Origin of the sequence: Pseudomonas sp. BF-R-30 (assembly GCF_019956175.1) — a bacterium.
GTDB lineage: Bacteria > Pseudomonadota > Gammaproteobacteria > Pseudomonadales > Pseudomonadaceae > Aquipseudomonas > Aquipseudomonas jessenii.
This window is the reverse complement of the sequence record NZ_JAHBDE010000008.1, coordinates 81,688-98,456: the sequence shown is the minus strand read 5'-3', so window position 1 is coordinate 98,456 and position 16,769 is coordinate 81,688. Positions and strand designations below refer to the sequence as shown.

Genomic DNA, 16,769 nt, shown 5'->3' with positions numbered 1-16,769 from the left:
CAGCTTCTTGATGGTTTCCGGGGTTGCAGCAACCCGTGTTTCACCGGTCTGGGTTTCGAGAGGAACACCAATGTGCACGTCAAATCTCCTGCGTGATCTTATTGAGTAAACCCATGCACTACGGATGAATGGGGGCGGCAGGGACGTCCTGTCAGCACGACTCCGCCAAGTCGAAACGATCAATCATTCGAACACTGGCAAAAGTCGATTCGTTTCGTGCCTGGTCGAGCGCTGTCAGTGGTTTAGTTGATGACTGCTGCGTAGTCGCAAGCGTTGCCGGTTTGCGACTCATGTCAGAGCCGGAACGCTCGTCGCTAGGTGGAACACCAAAGTACTCGCGATAGCACTTGGAAAAGTGTGGTGTGGACACGAAACCGCATACGTACGCCAGCTCAATGATCGACAATGATGTTTGCTTAAGCAGTTGTCGCGCTCGAATAAGACGTAACCTTAAGTAGTAGCGTGACGGCGTACAGTGAAGGTATTTCTGAAATAGCCGTTCCAGCTGTCGACGTGACAGATCAACGTATTCTGCAAGGTTATCCAGGTCGATCGGTTCCTCGAGATTGGCCTCCATCAACGCGACGATCTCCTGCAGCTTAGGCTGATGAGTTCCCAGCACATGCCTGAGCGGAACCCGCTGATGGTCCTGTTCGTTGCGTATGCGCTCGTAAACAAACATCTCAGAGATGGCTGCGGATAGTTCACGACCATGATCGCGACCAATCAGGTGCAGCATCATGTCCAGCGGCGCTGTTCCCCCGGAGCTTGTGAATCGGTTTCGGTCCAGGGTGAAGAGACTCGCGCTGATGCTGACTCGCGGGAAAGCTTCCTGCATGGCGGCCAAGAATTCCCAATGCACGCTGCACTCGTAGCCGTCGAGCAGCCCGGCTTTGGCGAGCGCCCAGCTGCCGGTGCACACACCTCCCAACCGTCTGGATTGACGCGCCAAGGCTTGCAGCCAGGTAATGTGCTCGCGGGTAATCACGTTCTGGATTCCAACACCACCGCACACGATTACAGTGTCCGCCACTGATGGATTGTTCCACGAAGCATCCGGAGTGATCGGCACGCCGTCACTGGCCCAGACAGGCTCTCCATCGGGGCTGAACGTATGCCAGCGATATAGCTCTCGTCCCGACAACTGATTGGCCATGCGCAGTGGCTCTACTGCGGACGCCAGGGAAATAAGTGTGAATTTATCCAGCAGCAGAAAACCAACGGATTGAGTCGTACCGTCGGACACGGTGGAGTTCGATGACATCGTGGTCATGTCCTCACAGAGAGCGATTACGGCCTGAGACGCAGGAGCTGGTAATACTCCCCAGCCTTGGCGCAGGGAGCAGGTTTGGCGCAAATACCTCCTTGGTTTATCCCACTGACGTCACCCTCGCAGCGTGCGCAGGGTGACGCGACGTCACAAGGCCGATAAAGGAAATCGCCAGCGCCAGGCCAATGGTTGTGCTGACTTCGGTACGGTGCTCAGGGGTGATCATCATGACTGCCAGCGCTGCGCATATGAACGCAATCACCAGCCACGTCAGCCATGGAAACAGCCACATGCGAAAGGTCAGCTCAACGTTCTGCCGACGCAACATCCGGCGCATGCGCAGTTGCGACACCGCAATGGCCAGGTACACCAGCAAGGCAATCGCGCCGGAGCTGGCCAGCAGGAAGTTAAACAGCCCGGCGGGCATGAAGTAGCTCCACACGGTGATCGCCGCGCCCAGCACGGTGCTGGCGATGACTGCTGCACGCGGCACGCCCTCGGAGGAAGTCGCCTTCAGCGACTTCGGCGCATCGCCACGACGGCCCAGCGAGTACAGCATGCGCGAAGCAATGTAGATCGAGGAGTTCATGCAACTGGCCACGGCGATCAGCACCACCACGTCCACCATGAACTTGGCGTGGGGAATGTTCATGATCTCCAGTGCCCGCTGGTAGGAGCCTACCTGGGCGAGCAGCGGATCGTTCCAGGGCACCACGGAGATGACCACGAAAATCGACAACAGGTAGAACACGCCGATGCGCCAAATCACCGAACGCGTGGCCTTGGCAATGTTCTGCGAGGGATTGTCGGATTCGGCGGCGGCGATGGTGACCGCTTCAGTACCAATGAAGCTGAACATGATGGTGATGAAAGCGCCGACTACCGCCGACAGGCCGTTGGGGGCAAATCCGCCATGCTCGGCCATCAGTCCGCTCAAGCCGCTGACTTCCCGATCGGGAACCCAGCCCATCAGCACGGCAAAACCCACGCCGATGAAACCGATGATCGCCACCACCTTGGCCATGGCGAACCAGAATTCGAATTCGCCGTACTTGGAGACACTGAACAGATTGGTGATCACCAACGCAATGATCGACACCAGGGCGAACAGCCAGGCATCGATCTGGGGAAACCACTGGTTCAACACATGGCCGGCGGCCAGTGCTTCGATAGGGATCACTAGTACCCAGAACCACCAGTACAGCCAACCGATGGTGAAGCCTGCCCAACGACCTATTGCCTGGTCGGCATAGGTGGAGAACGAGCCTGTGTCCGGGTTGGCCACCGCCATTTCACCGAGCATACGCATGACCAGAACGACAAGCAGGCCTGAGAATAGGTAGGCCAGCAGGACGGCCGGGCCAGCAGCTGCAATGGCATGTCCTGAGCCAACGAATAAACCGGCGCCGATAATTCCGGCGATTGACAGCATTGTTACGTGACGAGGCTTGAAGCCCTGTGCCAATTGGCCATTCGAATCCTTGGAGCTCGGGCTAATCATCGGGTTTTTTTTCTCTGCTGATCGACATTTAAGCGAAGTGATGGGGGCAACGGATCATCATCGTTTCCTGCTGCCGCTTCCTGAAAGTGGCACCCTTCAAACGCTGCCGTACTTATCAAACCCATCGTCGCGATGTGGTTATTTCCATGAAAAGAGGCGCCACCTTACCCGGCTTGTCCGATAATTCAGTTACCTGTTCACGCCACCTCCTTGCCTGATATCGACACGTGCCTATTTAACGTTCACAGCGAAAACCAATCGGTCACGAATTGGCCAGGTGGAATCGTTTTGTTTTTTTGAGGATTCTGCTAAAGCAGCAACGAATGGGGATTGTCTGGAAGGTTTAAGCGGCCGAGAAGGTTTCGGGCCGAGGGCCGCGAGATCTCTGCGGGAAGAGCGGATTGGATGATTACTGCCTGTCGCGACCGGCTGAATCCATAGCCGTTTACTGTCGGTCAAGAAGGTCAGTTGGCGACCTTTTTCCTGTAGCGGCGCTTTCAGCTTGGTCGAGGGGTTACCAAATGGTTTTGTAACGGCTCTGAAAAGCAGCACCGATTCCCAAACCCCAGAAACGACAAAGCCCTGAATAATCAGGGCTTTGTCGTATAAAGATGGCGGAGGCGATGGGATTCGAACTCATGGACCTGTTACAGTCGACGGTTTTCAAGACCGTTGCCTTAAACCACTCGGCCACACCTCCGTTTGCGTTGCGGGCGCCATAATACCTGAATGAAACACACTGTCAAACTCTCTGCATAGCTTGTTACAGAGCGTCTGTTATGATCTTTGCGACTGAACGTTTCAAACCAACAGGAGTGTCGCCATGCGCGAACAGGATTACGCAGTTAATAACAGCGTGCAGGCTGAGCAGCTAGAGGTTAGCCGCGTCCTGCGCAACACATACGGCTTGCTCGCCCTGACCCTGGCTTTCAGCGGTGTGACAGCCTACGTTGCCCAGCAGATGCATGTTGGCTACCCGAACATTTTCGTGGTGCTGATCGGCTTCTATGGTCTTTTCTTCCTCACCAACAAACTCCGTGATTCGGCCTGGGGCCTGGTGTCGGCATTTGCCCTGACCGGTTTCATGGGTTTCCTGCTTGGCCCGATCCTCAACCGTTACCTGGGTATGCAGGGCGGCGCTGAAGTGGTCAGCTCGGCTTTCGCGATGACGGCGCTGGTGTTCGGCGGACTGTCGGCGTATGTGCTGATTACCCGCAAGGACATGAGCTTCCTCGGTGGTTTCATCACGGCAGGCTTCTTTGTGCTGCTGGGTGCGACGCTGGCGAGCCTGTTCTTCCAGATCAGCGGCCTGCAACTGGCGATCAGCGCAGGTTTCGTGCTGTTCTCCTCGGTCTGCATTCTGTTCCAGACCAGCGCCATCATTCATGGCGGCGAGCGTAACTACATCATGGCTACCATCAGCCTGTATGTATCGATCTACAACCTGTTCGTCAGCCTGTTGCAGCTGTTCGGCATCATGAGCCGCGATGACTGATCCTCGGCCTTGAACTAAAAAACCCGCTCAGGCGGGTTTTTTATTGCCACAAATCCAGGCCTACTCTGTAATGACGATGCTGCCGTCGGCTTGCTGGCGGTAGATTGTGTAGGGCAGCAGCAGTGTGTCCATCGCCCCGGACACGACCACGTCGAGCAGCACGATAGCGGGGGCGGGACCATGTACCTGCGCATCCCGGCCGTCTTCGAGGGGCGCGTTCAGGTAGCAGAAGTCGTAGGTCACGCCGCTGTAGATTCGCGGTACCGCGCCGCAGTAACTCTTTTGTTCCTTGAGACTTTTCGAGGCCACTTCGTCACTGCGCACAACCGTCTGAATCGTGCCGCAACCCGCCAACATCGTAGCCACCAGTAACATTGCCTGAGTTTTCATGCCGTCAATCCTTCGCCGGAAACCATCAATCTACTTCAGTCTGAAATAAATATCACTCACGCCATGGGCGGCAACCGGCGCTTGACCGGGGTTTTCTTGACGATCGCCGTATTGGTTTCAGCGTGGGTGTTGAGTCGGTCGAGCAGGGTGTCCAGTTGTTCCATCGAGCGCACATGCAGGCGCGCGATGAAACAGTCGTCGCCGGTGACCTTGTCGCACTCGGTGAATTCGGGAATGGCCATGATTTGTCGCTCCACTTCCTGCAATTGCCCCGGCAACGGGCGAATACGCACGATGGCTTGGAGTTGATAGCCGAAGCATTTCGGGTCGATTTCAACGGTGTAGCCCTTGAGCACGCCTCGCTCTTCCAGGCGGCGCAGACGCTCGGCAACACTGGGGGAAGACAGGCCGCTGATTTGCGCCAGGGCCTTGAGCGAGCGTCGCGAGTCCTCCATCAGCGCCGTGATCAGCAGCTGGTCGATGTCATCGGTCATGGCGAAACCCTCTGTTAGGCATTTTTTAAAAAAGGCCTTGATAAAAAAGGCAGATCACGAGTTTAGCCTGCTTTTTGCTCTGGAGTAGCCCCTGGGTGCATTGGCATACTTTGGCCACAAACACAGGAGTCTGATGATGGACAAAACCCTACGCCGCGGTTCGTTCGAAATGACGGCCGCCATGCTGATCTCCGGCACCATCGGCTGGTTCGTGCTGGTGTCCGGGCAACCGGTGCTGGATGTGGTGTTCTGGCGCTGCCTGTTCGGTGCTGGCACCTTGCTGCTCATTTGCGCGGCTTTCGGCTTTCTGCGCCCCGGCATTCTGACCCGCACCACGTTCCTGCTCGCAGTGCTCAGCGGTGTGGCGATCGTCGGCAACTGGGTGCTGTTGTTCGCGTCCTATTCCCGGGCGTCAATTGCCATCGGCACCGCCGTCTATAACGTCCAGCCTTTCATGCTGGTCGGGCTGGCGGCGTTGTTCCTCAACGAAAAGATCACCGCGCAGAAACTGACCTGGCTGGGTGTTTCGTTTCTCGGGATGCTGGCGATTGTCAGTGCCCATGGCAGCCAGGGCGAAAGCGGCAGCGATTACCTGACGGGCATTGCCTTGGCGTTGGGCGCGGCGTTTCTCTACGCAATTGCCGCGTTGATCATCAAGCGCCTGACTGGAACCCCACCGCATTTGATCGCGCTGATCCAGGTCAGCACAGGCGTGCTGTTGCTCGCGCCCTTCGCGAATCTTTCCGTATTGCCCCAGGCGCCAAGCGCGTGGGCCAGCCTGGTGACGCTGGGTATGGTGCACACCGGCGTGATGTATGTGTTGTTGTACGGCGCGATTCAAAAACTGCCGACGGCGTTGACGGGCGCGCTGTCCTTCATCTACCCGATCGCGGCGATTTTCGTCGACTGGTTTGCCTTCGGTCATCGCCTGGAGCCACTGCAATGGATTGGAGTCGCGGCGATTCTGTTGGCCGCTGCCGGCATGCAACAAGGCTGGTCGCTGAAGTTTCGGCGCACGGTGACGCCTTGAGTGCCAACCAGGGGCGTCAGATGTTCCAGCGCGGCGCGCTCTTGGCCAAGCGCTGGCGCATCTCCCCGACGTTGGCGGCCAGTTGTTGGGTCAGCAAACGATACCCGTCCAGCGTGTTGTAGACCGGCGCATCAAGGCTGACAAGCGGTACATCCACGGGGCGATTGAGCCGCTGGGCGGCGCCTGATTTCAACGCCCGGGCCATGCCGATCAATTGCACGCGAATTTGTCGATGCTCGGCTTTCAATGCCGTTTGCATCAGCGACATCGCCTCGAGGTCATTGGCATCCGGTCGGGTATTGCCGAGGATTTCCAGGGTGCTGACGCACATGCGCAAATTGCGCTGGAGGGCATCGAGTTCGGTCATGGAAATCTTCACTTCCTTGGACACCGAGGGCATCAGTGAGCGAAGTTGCACCATCGCCGCGTTCAGGCGAGTCATGAGCTTGAGGTGTTCGTCGGCGGTGATGGCCTGGCCGTCAATGATGCGCCCGTAGACTTTCGCGCAATCACGTAGCGCATCGGCCAGGTTGTAGCGCCAGGAATAAACCGCGTACAGCGGCAGGGCAAAGGAAAACGCCAGGGCCAGGGCAATGCCGATCAGGATATCCACCCCGCGCCACAAGCCATCGGTGACCGGGTTGTCGCCGTGCCCCGCGACGATGAACACGGTAATCGCCGACAGCAGCGCCGTGTAACCACCCTTGCCGATGGCGTGATACGAGAAAAACCCGCAGACCACCGACATCGCGAAATAGGTCAGCCAGGGCATCCCCAGCCAGGCCTGTTGTGCCACCAACACCAGGCCGACACCGGCGCCGATCAAGGTGCCAATGGCGCGCTCGGCGGCTTTCTTGCCGATGTTGCCGTGGTGCTGCAAGCCGCCTATCACCACCAGCATGGTCACCGACGCCCACTCACCGTGGGGTAGATTGATGCCGGTGGTCAGCAGGATCGTTGCCAGCAACCCGAGCGACACCCGCACCGCATGGATCACCCGGGCATGGCGGTAGCGCCGGTACGGGTCCAGTAACGGACGCAGCAATCGGCGCAACAGCGGTGGCAATCGTTGGGCTCTGGATGTACTCAGGCTGGCTCTCCTCAGAAGATGTAGTCGGTGGTCAGGAAGCTCGAACTGCGGCCGCTGATGATCTCGCTGATCAGGTCTTTGTTGGTCTCCTGGAACTTGGTCGCCACCAGGGTGCGGATCGAAAACACCCGCAGTGCGTCATGGACCGACAAGGTGCCTTCGGCCGAGTTCTTGCGACCATTGAAGGGATAGGTGTCCGGGCCGCGCTGGCACTGGGCATTGAGGTTGATGCGCCCGACCTGATTGGCGAAGGTGTCCACCAGCCGGCCAACCGCCACCGGGTTGGTGCCGAAGATGCTCAATTGCTGGCCAAAGTCCGACTCCAGCACGTAGTCGATCACGGTATCCAGATGACGGTAGGGCACGATGGGGATGACGGGGCCGAACTGTTCTTCCTGATAAACCCGCATCTGCGGCGTGACCGGGTACAGCACCGCCGGGTAGAAGAATGACGCACGAGCCTCGCCACCGTTGGGGTTGACTACCTTGGCGCCTTTGCTTTCGGCATCCGCCACCAGTGCATGCAGATAGTCGACCTTGCCCGATTCCGGCAGTGGCGTCAGGGCTACGCCACTTTCCCAGGGCATGCCGGGTTTGAGGTTGGCGAGCCTGGCATTGAATTTGTCGATGAAGGACTCGACCACGTCTTCGTGGACAAACAGGATCTTCAGAGCGGTGCAGCGCTGGCCATTGAATGACAGCGAACCGGTCACCGCTTCACTGACCGCGTTGTCCAGATCCACTTCGGGCAGGACGATGCCCGGGTTTTTCGCATCCAGGCCCAGCGCCGCGCGCAAGCGGTGGGGTCTCGGATGGAGTTTTTTCAGGTCACTGGCGGCCTTGTTGGTGCCGATGAAGGCAAAGATGTCGATCTTGCCGCTGGCCATCAACGCACTGACCGTCTCGCGGCCGCTGCCGTAGATGACGTTGATCACCCCGGTCGGAAAGCTGTCGCGGAAGGCCTCCAGCAGCGGGCGAATCAGCAGCACGCCGAGCTTGGCCGGCTTGAACACCACGGTGTTGCCCATGATCAGCGCCGGGATCAGCGTGGTGAAGGTTTCGTTCAACGGATAGTTGTAAGGCCCCATGCACAGGGCCACGCCCATCGGTACGCGACGGATCTGGCCGAGGGTGTCCTGTTCCAGTTCGAAACGGCTGGAGCGGCGGTCGAGTTCCTTCAGGGCGTTGATGGTGTCGACGATGTAGTCGCAGGTGCGGTCGAACTCCTTTTCCGAGTCCTTGAGGTTCTTGCCGATTTCCCACATCAGCAACTTGACCACGGCGTCGCGCTGCTCGCGCATGCGCCCGAGGAAGGTTTCGACGTGCTGGATGCGTTCGGCCACGCGCATGGTCGGCCACAGGCCCTGGCCACGGTCATAGGCGCGGACTGCAGCGTCGAGGGCGGTCAAGGCGGTGTCGGCATCCAGCAGCGGTGTGCTGCCGAGGATCACCTGTTCATCGCCATTCGGGCCTGCCAGGTACACCGGGCTGCGGACCAGGGCCAGCGGCCCGTTCCAGGTTCTGAGTTGGCCATCGACCAAGTACTCGCGCTGCTCGGTCTGGCCGTCAAGGCGGTACTTTTCCGGGATCTCGGCGGGGCTAGGGAACAGGTTCTGCAGATTATTGGCTGTGGTCATGTCGCTACCCCTCTGGATTGGCTGATGCACTGATGAATCGTTTTAGCAGACCTCAGCAACGCTTGTCATGACTCATCTCAGGGTTTTGCCGAACAGCATGATGTCCGGGGACTTATCGGTGCCTTGCGTCATGGCCTCAGAAGCGCCCCTTGTTGGCCCCCAATGCCCTCAACCTGCCCGCGCGGGGTGCCTTAATGTTGACTCTCCTTGATCACAACAAAAAAGTGCACCCGGCCGGCCGGGCAGCCATTGAGAGGACAGCCATGCGGGCAAGCCGATTAACTGAAAAGCCTAGCCTTTGTTTGGCCTTGGTGGGCTGTGTCTTTGCGGCGTTGCTTGCAGGGTGCGGCAAAGAGCCGAACAACCCGCCGACCCGCAGCGAAGCAGGTGCCGCGAGGCCCGCCGACGCGGAACTCGCGCAGGTCTACGACAACAGCTGCAAGCTTTGCCATGCCAATCCGGCGGCCGGGGCGCCGCTGACCGGCGATATCAAGGCCTGGCAACCACGGGTGTTACAGGGCGCCGACACGCTGCTCGATCACGCGATCAACGGTTACAACGGCATGCCGCCGATGGGGATGTGCATGCAGTGTTCGCAAGAACAGTTCCTGGCGCTGATTGCCTTTATGTCCGGCCAGCAAATCCAATAACAAGAACGGCAGGGTGCGATTCATGACGATGGACCTGACACGGCGTCAGTTGTTGCAACGGGCGAGCGTCATTGGCGCCTTTACCGCGCTCGGCTCAACGCCGGCAGTGGCCGAGCTGCTGCGCGCGCCACGCCTGATTCCCTGGCGCAATTGGTCGGGAGGCCAGAGTTGCCTGCCGGCTGCGCGGTTGGCGCCCAAGAACCTGGATGAGTTGACGCAAGTGGTGCGCCAGGCCCCCGGCAAGATTCGTCCGGTGGGCTCGGCGCATTCCTTCAGTGCGCTGGTGCCCACCGACGGCACCTTGCTGTCGCTGAGCTATTTCACGGGTTTGCTCGATCACGATCGGCAAACGCTGCAGGCCGAGTTCGCCGCCGGCACGCCGATGTCACGCATGGGCACGCCGCTCAAGGACATCGGCCAGGCCCTGCAAAACATGGCTGACATCGATTACCAGACCCTTGCCGGCGCGATCTCGACCTCGACCCACGGCACCGGCAAAGACTTTCAATCGTATTCGGCGCATGTCTGCGGCTTGCAGTTGGTGGCCGCCAACGGCGACGTGCTGGACTGCGATGCCAGCCGCCATCCTGAAGTGTTCAGTGCCGCGAGGGTGTCCCTGGGCGCGCTGGGCGTGGCCACCAGGGTACGCCTGCAAAACCGCCCGGCGTATCGATTGCGGGAGCGCCAATGGATCGCTAAAACCGAAGAGTTACTGGAAGACCTGGACAAGAACACCCGGGAAAACCAGCACTGGGAAATGCTCGTGGTGACCCATTCCGACTACGCCCTGTCGATCGCCCTGAACGAAACCGGCGACCCGGTTACACCACTGGTCCCGGCGGATGAGGAGGGCGGCAACGAGTTTGTCACGCTGATCGAGAAGATCGACAAATACGCCAGCGACTTCCCGGACCTGCGTCGCACGATGCTCAATAACTTGCGCCACCTGGCCAGTTTCGATGACCGGGTGGGTGACTCGTTCGACATCTATGCCAACGTGCGCACGGTACGTTTCAATGAAATGGAATACTCCGTGCCGGCCGAGTACGGCCCAGCCTGTTTGCGCGAGATCCTCAAACTGATCCAGGACAAGGACCTGCGCACCTGGTTTCCGATCGAGTACCGTTACGTCAAGGCCGACGACATTCCCCTGAGCATGTTCGAAGGTCGCGACAGCTGTTCGATCTCGGTCCACCAGCATTACCAGATGGATCATCACAACTTCTTCGCCGCCATCGAGCCGATTTTCTGGAAGTACAACGGCCGGCCGCACTGGGGCAAGTTGCACACGCTGAATGCGAAAAACCTGCAGCCGCTGTACCCGCGCTGGCAGGAATTCATCCAGGTGCGGCAGGCGCTCGACCCCAGCGGCAAATTTCTCAACGCGCACTTGTCATCCATTCTGGGGGTGAGCTGATGGCCGTCAATCGCCGCAATTTCTTGCTCGGCACCGCCGGTGTCGGCGCCTTGTTGGTGGGTGTCGGGGCGTGGCTGCGGCCGGGTGACCGAGGCGCGCCGTACAGCGATTACTTCCTTGCGCTGAACCGCGAACTCAAGGACCACGGCCCGATGCGACCGGTGATGCTGATCGACCTTGATCGGCTGGATCACAACATCGATGTGGTGATGCAATCGGTCAAGCGCGCCGGCAAGCACCTGCGCCTGGTGGAAAAATCACTGCCGGCACCGGGGCTTCTGGCCTACATCGCCCAGCGCGCCGGTACGCAACGGCTGATGTCGTTTCACCAACCGTTTCTCAATCATGACGCGGTGCAGTTTGCCGAGGCCGATATTCTGCTGGGCAAGCCGCTGCCGGTGCGTTCGGCCGAGTTGTTCTATCAGTCGCACAAGGGTTCTTTCGACCCTTCGAAGCAATTGCAATGGTTGCTCGATACGCCGCAACGCTTGCAGCAATACCTCGCCCTGACTCAAGGGCTGGGCACGCGAATACGGGTGAACATCGAACTGGATGTCGGGCTGCATCGCGGTGGCGTCAGTGACCTTGGCGTACTCGGGCAGATGCTGGCGCTGATCAGCCAGCACCCGCAGCACCTGGAATTCGCCGGGTACATGGGCTACGACCCGTTCGTGGGCATGGGCGTGCCGGGGATCCTGGGCTCGCCCGAGGAGCTGTTCGCCAAGGTGATGGTGGTTTACAACCGCTGCGTCGATTTCACCCGTCAGCAATACCCCGGTTTGTGGCGCGAAGGGCTGACCCTCAATACGGCCGGCAGCCCGAGCTATCGCATGCATGAACACGAACAGCTCAGCAGCGAAGTGTCGGTGGGGACGGGGCTGCTCAAGCCCACTCATTATGATTTGCCGTCACTGGCGGAGCATGTGCCGGCCGCTTTTATCGCCACGCCGGTGCTGAAAAGCACCGGGGCTGTAAACATCCCGGCGCTGGATGGCAAGTCCAGGCTGTTTTCCTGGTGGGACACCAATCAGCGCGAGACGTATTTCATCTATGGCGGTAACTGGATGGCGGAGTTCGAATCGCCAGCGGGGTTGCAGAGCAATGGCGTGTATGGCCGCAGCTCGAACCAGGAAATGGTCAATGGTTCGGCCGCGGTGGGGCTGACGGTTGAGGACCAGGTGTTCTTGCGGCCTGCCCAGACGGAGTCGGTGTTGTTGCAGTTCGGGGATTTGCTGGCGGTTCGGGGTGGGCGGATTGTGGATAGCTGGCCGGTGTATTCCTGATGTTTTTTGGGTGATTGTCCCGACGCCTTCGCGAGCAAGCCCGCTCCCACATTTGGAATGCATTCCCCTGTGGGAGCGGGCTTGCTCCGGGCGGCGTTCCGACGAAGGCGTCAGTTCAGTCAGAACGCATAGGGAATACTGACCTTGGCCCAAAGCATTTCCCCTTCAGGCCGGTTTTCCACGTCGAACTCCTTGGCCCAGCGAATCTCCGCGCTGGCGTATTCGAGAAAGGTCCAGTGCAGCGCCGGACCAATGGCAAACACCTGGCCGCGCACCCCGTCGTTCACGTCCTGGCCATTGAACTGCACGGTGTGGCCGAACTGTTTGTCGTCGGTAGTTTGCTTGAGATAGTAGCCGTTCAATCCGAGCATCAGGTCGTCGGTGATCTTGAAACTGGCGGAATAATCGAAGTGGAAAATCTGCCCCGACTTGTAGTCGGTGTCCTTGTTTTTCTCGTTGAAACTGTAGGTGGTCTTCATCGACACCTCGGTTCTGTCCGTCGGCAGCCAGGTGAAGGAGAACAACGGTTTGTAGGTGTAGAAGTTGTTGCTGGTGTTGGCCAGGCGGTCAACGCTGTACTCGCCGGTCGGCACGGTGATTTCGATGGCGGCGCCGAGGGTCAGGTTCGGGCCCATGTCCCAGAGAATGATCGGCGCAAACGTTGTGTCACCCATGCCTTCACGGGTGTCCTGCGGCAGTCCGAACACCGAGACTTCCTGCTTGAGCCAGGGCTGCGCGATGTAGCCGGCCAGCCGGCCGCCAAACACGCGCACCGGGCTGAGGTAATCCAGGCGCGGAATGACCGCCGTGGACTCGATCTCGACGTTCGGCACCTTGCCGCCGAGCGAGCTGATATTGAGCTTCGTGGCTTTGTAGTGGTTGTAGTAGAGGTTGAACGCAACCATGTTGTCCGGAAGGCTGTCGGGCGAAAGCGGCAACACGAAAAAGCCGTCGGTGCCGGTGCCGATGTTGTCCACGCCAGTCTCGGTGGCCAGTGCCGGTTGCAGGGCGCAGACGCCGGCCAGGCCAATGACCATCAGGGGGAGTGTCGTGCGGGTCGGGATCATGGGTGTACTCATTATTATTGTTGTCGGGCTGTCCGGCATCCATACGAGGGCCGCAACATAGAAATAAGCTGTCTGTGCCCTGCAAGGCAGGGTATTGGCGGCCATTTAGGGGGACTTCTGCGGACAGTCTTTGAGCCCTGTGCTAACTTCCTTCGACATAACCGGTTACAAAAATAAGAATGCAGCTCGACCCGGAATGTATAGCCCCATGCAAATGAAAGTGATCGATCCCACCTTTGAACTGGCGCTGGTGTCGCCGTTTCTCCTGCAGACCCTGGCCGAAGTCGCCGAGCAAAAAGGCATCCACCCCGAGAGCCTGTGCCGAGGGTTGGGCTTTACCTTTGAAGACCTGCAGGACCCGGCGCAGCGTATTTCCCATCGCCAGGCCGTGGCCATGATTCAACGCGCGCTCAAGGCCTTGCCCAATCAGGGGCTGGGCCTGTGGGTCGGCGCGCAGAATGTGCTCGGCACGCTGGGGTTGTTGGGGCATGTGTTGTCGCTGTGCAAGACCCTGCGCGATGCCTTCGAACTGGGCATTCGCCATCAACACACCTCAGGCGGCATTGTCGTGTCGAGTGTGGAGGAGGCGGGGGATCGGGTGTTTGTCGACGTTGAATGCCGCTTGCCGTTCGCCGACGTGCAGTTGTTCGCGGTCGAGGAGTTTTTCGCCAGCCTGCTGGTGTACGGCCGGGCGCTGGTCGGGGCGGATTTCAAGCCGACGGCCGTGGAGTTCGTGCATGCCGCGCCGGACTATCTCGGCGAATATTCGCGCCTGCTGGGGCCGGACGTGCGTTTCGGTTGCCTGCAAAACCGCATGGTGATCGATGCGCATTGGCTGGACGTTCAGTTGCCCAATCACCATTCCCTGGCCCTGCGCCAGGCCGTGAAATTGCTCGAACTGGAAGCCGCGCAGGTGCACCAGAAAATGGATCTGATCCAGGCGGTGGAACGGGCGATTGCCCGGGACCTGACCGAGGGCAGCCACATCGAGAAAATCGCCGGCGACCTGAACATGAGCAGCCGCACCTTGCGCCGCCGTCTCACCGAACATGCGCTGACGTTCGAAACGCTGCTGGAACAAGTGCGCCAGGCCCGCACCATGAGCCTGCTGGCCAACCCGGACATGTCCATCGAACGCATCACCGAGGAAGTCGGCTACAGCGACGTGCGCAGCTTTCGCCGGGCTTTCAGGCGCTGGACCGGCAAGAGCCCGAGTGCGTTCCGCAACGAAAGCCCCGGCGTGGTTTGATCTTCTGTGGCGAGGGGGCTTGCCCCCGTTGGGTTGCGAAGCAGCCCCAAAACCTGGCGACTCGGTATGACTGAAAATATAGGGGAGCGCTACGCGCTCCAACGGGGGCAAGCCCCCTCGCCACACAAGCCCCCTTTGCCACAGGTTCCTGGCCTCTGACGGCACACAAACCCTCGTACTCCGGTTAAACTCCATGCTCTTTTTCGAGGAGTTCATATGAGTCATTACCAGCCGGGCATTCTCGCCACCCCCGTTCCGCCTCAAGCTCGCCATATGTTCTTCGCCCTCGAATCCGTTGCTGCTCTACCGACCGCGCTCGATAACCTGCAAGGCCTGGTGGACGGCAAATCGGTGGTGGTCGGCTTCGGTGAATCCCTGGTCAAGGCGCTGGACGGGCAGATCGAAGGCCTGCGCACTTTCCCGGCACTGACTGGCGTCGGCGTCGACAATCCGTCGACCCAACACGCGCTCTGGTGCTGGCTGCACGGTGAAGACCGTGGCGAATTGCTCAACCGCAGCAACGCCATCTCGGCGGCACTGGCCCCGGCGTTGCGCCTGGTGCAGATGAACGAAACCTTCCGCCACATGACCGGCCATGACCTGACCGGCTACGAAGATGGCACCGAGAACCCCCACGACGCAGCCGCCGTGACCGCCGCCCTGGTGGGTGAGGGCGCGGACGGCACGGTGGGTGGCAGCTTCGCCGCGATCCAGCAGTGGCAGCATGACTTGAAAGGTTTCCATGGGCTGTCGGCGGATGAAAAAGACAACATCATGGGTCGCCGCTTGAGCGATAACGAAGAGATCGACGACGCGCCGGTTTCCGCCCACGTCAAACGCACCGCCCAGGAAAGCTTTGCGCCTGAAGCCTTCGTGGTGCGCCGCTCGATGCCGTGGATCGAAGGTGACCGTGCCGGCCTGATGTTCCTGGCCTTCGGTTTTTCCCTTGACGCCTTCGAAGCCCAACTGCGCCGCATGAGTGGCCTGGAAGACGGCATCACCGACGGTCTGTACCGCATCAGCCGTCCGCTCACCGGTGGCTACTACTGGTGCCCGCCGCTCAAGGACGGTCGACTGGACCTGCGCGCATTGCGCGTCGGCTGAGCCGCAAGGAGTGCCTATGAACCTGGTGCGCTGGGGCATGATCGGCTGTGGCAGTGTCGCTGAACGCAAAAGCGGGCCGGCCTTTTACAAGGCACCCGGATCGGCGTTGGTCGCGGTGATGGGCCGGCGCCTGGAAGCCGTCACCGACTACGCCACGCGCCACGGCATCGCTCGGGTCTACACCGATGCGCAGGCGCTGATCAACGATCCCGAGGTCGACGCGGTGTACATCGCCACGCCGCCCGACAGCCATCACGCCTATGCTTTGCAGGTGGCCGCGGCCGGCAAGCATTGCTGCGTGGAAAAACCGATGGCGCTGAATGCCGGGCAAAGCCGTGAAATGCAGCAGGTGTTTGCCGATGCCGGGTTGCACCTGTTCGTGTCCTATTACCGACGTTCGCTGCCACGCTTCCGGCAAGTGCGGCAATGGCTGGAAGAGGGGCGGATCGGCGAGGTCCGGCACCTGAGCTGGACCCTCACCAAAGCCCCGTCGGCAGCGGACCGGAGCGGCACCGATAACTGGCGCACCGACCCGGCAATTGCCGGTGGAGGTTACTTCGCCGATCTTGCCAGCCATGGCCTGGACCTGTTTCAGTACCTTCTCGGCGATATCGTCGAAGTCGCCGGATTCACTGCGCGGCAGGCTGGTTTGTACGCGGCCGAAGATGCCGTCAGCGCCACTTGGCGGTTTGCCAGCGGGGCACTGGGCATGGGCTGCTGGAACTTCGTTGCAGACCGTCGCGAAGACCGGGTCGAAGTGATTGGCAGCGAAGGCCGGATCACTTTTTCAGTGTTCGATGAACACCCGGTCGAGCTGCACGCCGACGAGCTGCACGCTGGCGAGCACCTCAGCCTGAACATCGAGCATCACGCACACATTCAGTGGCACCACGTATTGGGCATGAATGCGCATATTCGTGGCGAGACGCAGCACCCCGCCGTGGCCGAGCAGGCGCTGAAGACCGATTGGGTGATGGACCAGATTCTCAAGCGTGATCACACATAACCCCCTGTGGGAGCGGGCTTGCTCGCGAATGCGGTTCAACATTCAACATCTGAGTTGACTGACACTCCGCCTTCGCGAGCAAGCCC

The 16,769-nt window shown here is 59.8% G+C and carries 16 protein-coding genes and 1 tRNA gene; 8 read left to right on the top strand and 9 right to left on the bottom strand.

The genetic code is table 11. The features are described from left to right. The 4 genes from KGB20_RS05850 to KGB20_RS05835 all read right to left on the bottom strand — a co-directional run. On the bottom strand, window positions 1-78 hold a 78-nt coding region (locus KGB20_RS05850), incomplete at its 3' end, for a hypothetical protein (RefSeq protein ID WP_223441004.1). Window positions 79-151: 73 nt separating this feature from the next. After that, window positions 152-1,264, bottom strand: a complete 1,113-nt coding sequence (locus KGB20_RS05845) for a GlxA family transcriptional regulator (RefSeq protein ID WP_371319473.1) — start codon at window positions 1,262-1,264, stop codon at window positions 152-154. A gap of 106 nt (window positions 1,265-1,370) precedes the next feature. Then, window positions 1,371-2,771 (bottom strand): GABA permease, encoded by a 1,401-nt coding sequence (gabP, locus tag KGB20_RS05840; protein WP_154859722.1) that lies wholly within the window; start codon window positions 2,769-2,771, stop codon window positions 1,371-1,373. A 612-nt stretch (window positions 2,772-3,383) separates the two neighbouring features. After that, window positions 3,384-3,471 (bottom strand) — tRNA-Ser (locus tag KGB20_RS05835). Window positions 3,472-3,594: 123 nt separating this feature from the next. Between KGB20_RS05835 and KGB20_RS05830 the strand changes: the two genes are divergently transcribed. Further along, window positions 3,595-4,266: a Bax inhibitor-1/YccA family protein gene (locus KGB20_RS05830; protein WP_057714309.1), complete on the top strand. Its 672-nt coding sequence runs from the start codon at window positions 3,595-3,597 to the stop codon at window positions 4,264-4,266. Between the two features lie 60 nt (window positions 4,267-4,326). On the opposite strand, the gene KGB20_RS05825 is transcribed toward KGB20_RS05830, so the two are convergent. Both KGB20_RS05825 and KGB20_RS05820 read right to left on the bottom strand, forming a co-directional pair. Continuing rightward, a complete protein-coding gene (locus tag KGB20_RS05825; RefSeq protein ID WP_090455721.1) occupies window positions 4,327-4,656 on the bottom strand; it encodes a YceK/YidQ family lipoprotein in 330 nt (109 codons plus the stop codon). 56 nt (window positions 4,657-4,712) lie between these two features. Beyond that, a complete protein-coding gene (locus tag KGB20_RS05820) occupies window positions 4,713-5,150 on the bottom strand; it encodes an Lrp/AsnC family transcriptional regulator (RefSeq protein WP_046038550.1) in 438 nt (145 codons plus the stop codon). Window positions 5,151-5,286: 136 nt separating this feature from the next. On the opposite strand from KGB20_RS05820, the gene KGB20_RS05815 reads away from it, so the two are divergent. Next, complete coding sequence (locus KGB20_RS05815) at window positions 5,287-6,180, top strand: DMT family transporter (RefSeq protein WP_154859759.1); 894 nt, start codon at window positions 5,287-5,289, stop codon at window positions 6,178-6,180. A gap of 16 nt (window positions 6,181-6,196) precedes the next feature. Here KGB20_RS05815 and KGB20_RS05810 read toward each other — a convergent pair whose 3' ends face one another. Both KGB20_RS05810 and KGB20_RS05805 read right to left on the bottom strand, forming a co-directional pair. Further along, window positions 6,197-7,237, bottom strand: coding sequence for an FUSC family protein (locus KGB20_RS05810; RefSeq protein WP_154946792.1), 1,041 nt, complete (start codon window positions 7,235-7,237; stop codon window positions 6,197-6,199). A gap of 44 nt (window positions 7,238-7,281) precedes the next feature. Then, on the bottom strand, window positions 7,282-8,907 hold the full coding sequence (locus KGB20_RS05805; protein WP_090455715.1) for an NADP-dependent glyceraldehyde-3-phosphate dehydrogenase: 1,626 nt from the start codon (window positions 8,905-8,907) through the stop codon (window positions 7,282-7,284). A 263-nt stretch (window positions 8,908-9,170) separates the two neighbouring features. Between KGB20_RS05805 and KGB20_RS05800 the strand changes: the two genes are divergently transcribed. The 3 genes from KGB20_RS05800 (at window position 9,171) to KGB20_RS05790 (ending at window position 12,257) form a co-directional block, all read left to right on the top strand. Further along, the gene (locus tag KGB20_RS05800) at window positions 9,171-9,557 is read left to right on the top strand and encodes a c-type cytochrome (protein ID WP_057714317.1); all 387 of its coding nucleotides are present in this window, start codon (window positions 9,171-9,173) and stop codon (window positions 9,555-9,557) included. Window positions 9,558-9,579: 22 nt separating this feature from the next. Further along, window positions 9,580-10,974, top strand: coding sequence for a D-arabinono-1,4-lactone oxidase (locus KGB20_RS05795; protein ID WP_411740886.1), 1,395 nt, complete (start codon window positions 9,580-9,582; stop codon window positions 10,972-10,974). A 74-nt stretch (window positions 10,975-11,048) separates the two neighbouring features. Continuing rightward, complete coding sequence (locus KGB20_RS05790) at window positions 11,049-12,257, top strand: DSD1 family PLP-dependent enzyme (RefSeq protein WP_174245547.1); 1,209 nt, start codon at window positions 11,049-11,051, stop codon at window positions 12,255-12,257. A gap of 119 nt (window positions 12,258-12,376) precedes the next feature. Here KGB20_RS05790 and KGB20_RS05785 read toward each other — a convergent pair whose 3' ends face one another. Next, window positions 12,377-13,294 (bottom strand): transporter, encoded by a 918-nt coding sequence (locus tag KGB20_RS05785; protein ID WP_411740887.1) that lies wholly within the window; start codon window positions 13,292-13,294, stop codon window positions 12,377-12,379. A gap of 238 nt (window positions 13,295-13,532) precedes the next feature. Between KGB20_RS05785 and KGB20_RS05780 the strand changes: the two genes are divergently transcribed. The 3 genes from KGB20_RS05780 (at window position 13,533) to KGB20_RS05770 (ending at window position 16,683) form a co-directional block, all read left to right on the top strand. Next, window positions 13,533-14,573: an AraC family transcriptional regulator gene (locus KGB20_RS05780; RefSeq protein WP_154859763.1), complete on the top strand. Its 1,041-nt coding sequence runs from the start codon at window positions 13,533-13,535 to the stop codon at window positions 14,571-14,573. 216 nt (window positions 14,574-14,789) lie between these two features. Beyond that, entirely contained in the window at window positions 14,790-15,677 is an 888-nt protein-coding gene (locus tag KGB20_RS05775; RefSeq protein ID WP_154859764.1) for a Dyp-type peroxidase, read from the top strand. 16 nt (window positions 15,678-15,693) lie between these two features. Then, window positions 15,694-16,683 carry a Gfo/Idh/MocA family protein gene (locus KGB20_RS05770; RefSeq protein WP_154859765.1) on the top strand — a complete coding sequence of 330 codons (990 nt, stop codon included), beginning with the start codon at window positions 15,694-15,696 and terminating at the stop codon, window positions 16,681-16,683. Window positions 16,684-16,769 lie beyond the last annotated feature (86 nt).

Bases quoted from the DNA above. Each gene is read 5' to 3' on its own strand.
- KGB20_RS05845 (WP_371319473.1), bottom strand. From the start codon at position 1,264: ATGTCATCGAACTCCACCGTGTCCGACGGTACGACTCAATCCGTTGGT.
- gabP (WP_154859722.1), bottom strand. From the start codon at position 2,771: ATGATTAGCCCGAGCTCCAAGGATTCGAATGGCCAATTGGCACAGGGC.
- KGB20_RS05830 (WP_057714309.1), top strand. From the start codon at position 3,595: ATGCGCGAACAGGATTACGCAGTTAATAACAGCGTGCAGGCTGAGCAG.
- KGB20_RS05825 (WP_090455721.1), bottom strand. From the start codon at position 4,656: ATGAAAACTCAGGCAATGTTACTGGTGGCTACGATGTTGGCGGGTTGC.
- KGB20_RS05820 (WP_046038550.1), bottom strand. From the start codon at position 5,150: ATGACCGATGACATCGACCAGCTGCTGATCACGGCGCTGATGGAGGAC.
- KGB20_RS05815 (WP_154859759.1), top strand. From the start codon at position 5,287: ATGGACAAAACCCTACGCCGCGGTTCGTTCGAAATGACGGCCGCCATG.
- KGB20_RS05805 (WP_090455715.1), bottom strand. From the start codon at position 8,907: ATGACCACAGCCAATAATCTGCAGAACCTGTTCCCTAGCCCCGCCGAG.
- KGB20_RS05800 (WP_057714317.1), top strand. From the start codon at position 9,171: ATGCGGGCAAGCCGATTAACTGAAAAGCCTAGCCTTTGTTTGGCCTTG.
- KGB20_RS05795 (WP_411740886.1), top strand. From the start codon at position 9,580: ATGACGATGGACCTGACACGGCGTCAGTTGTTGCAACGGGCGAGCGTC.
- KGB20_RS05785 (WP_411740887.1), bottom strand. From the start codon at position 13,294: ATGGTCATTGGCCTGGCCGGCGTCTGCGCCCTGCAACCGGCACTGGCC.
- KGB20_RS05780 (WP_154859763.1), top strand. From the start codon at position 13,533: ATGCAAATGAAAGTGATCGATCCCACCTTTGAACTGGCGCTGGTGTCG.
- KGB20_RS05775 (WP_154859764.1), top strand. From the start codon at position 14,790: ATGAGTCATTACCAGCCGGGCATTCTCGCCACCCCCGTTCCGCCTCAA.
- KGB20_RS05770 (WP_154859765.1), top strand. From the start codon at position 15,694: ATGAACCTGGTGCGCTGGGGCATGATCGGCTGTGGCAGTGTCGCTGAA.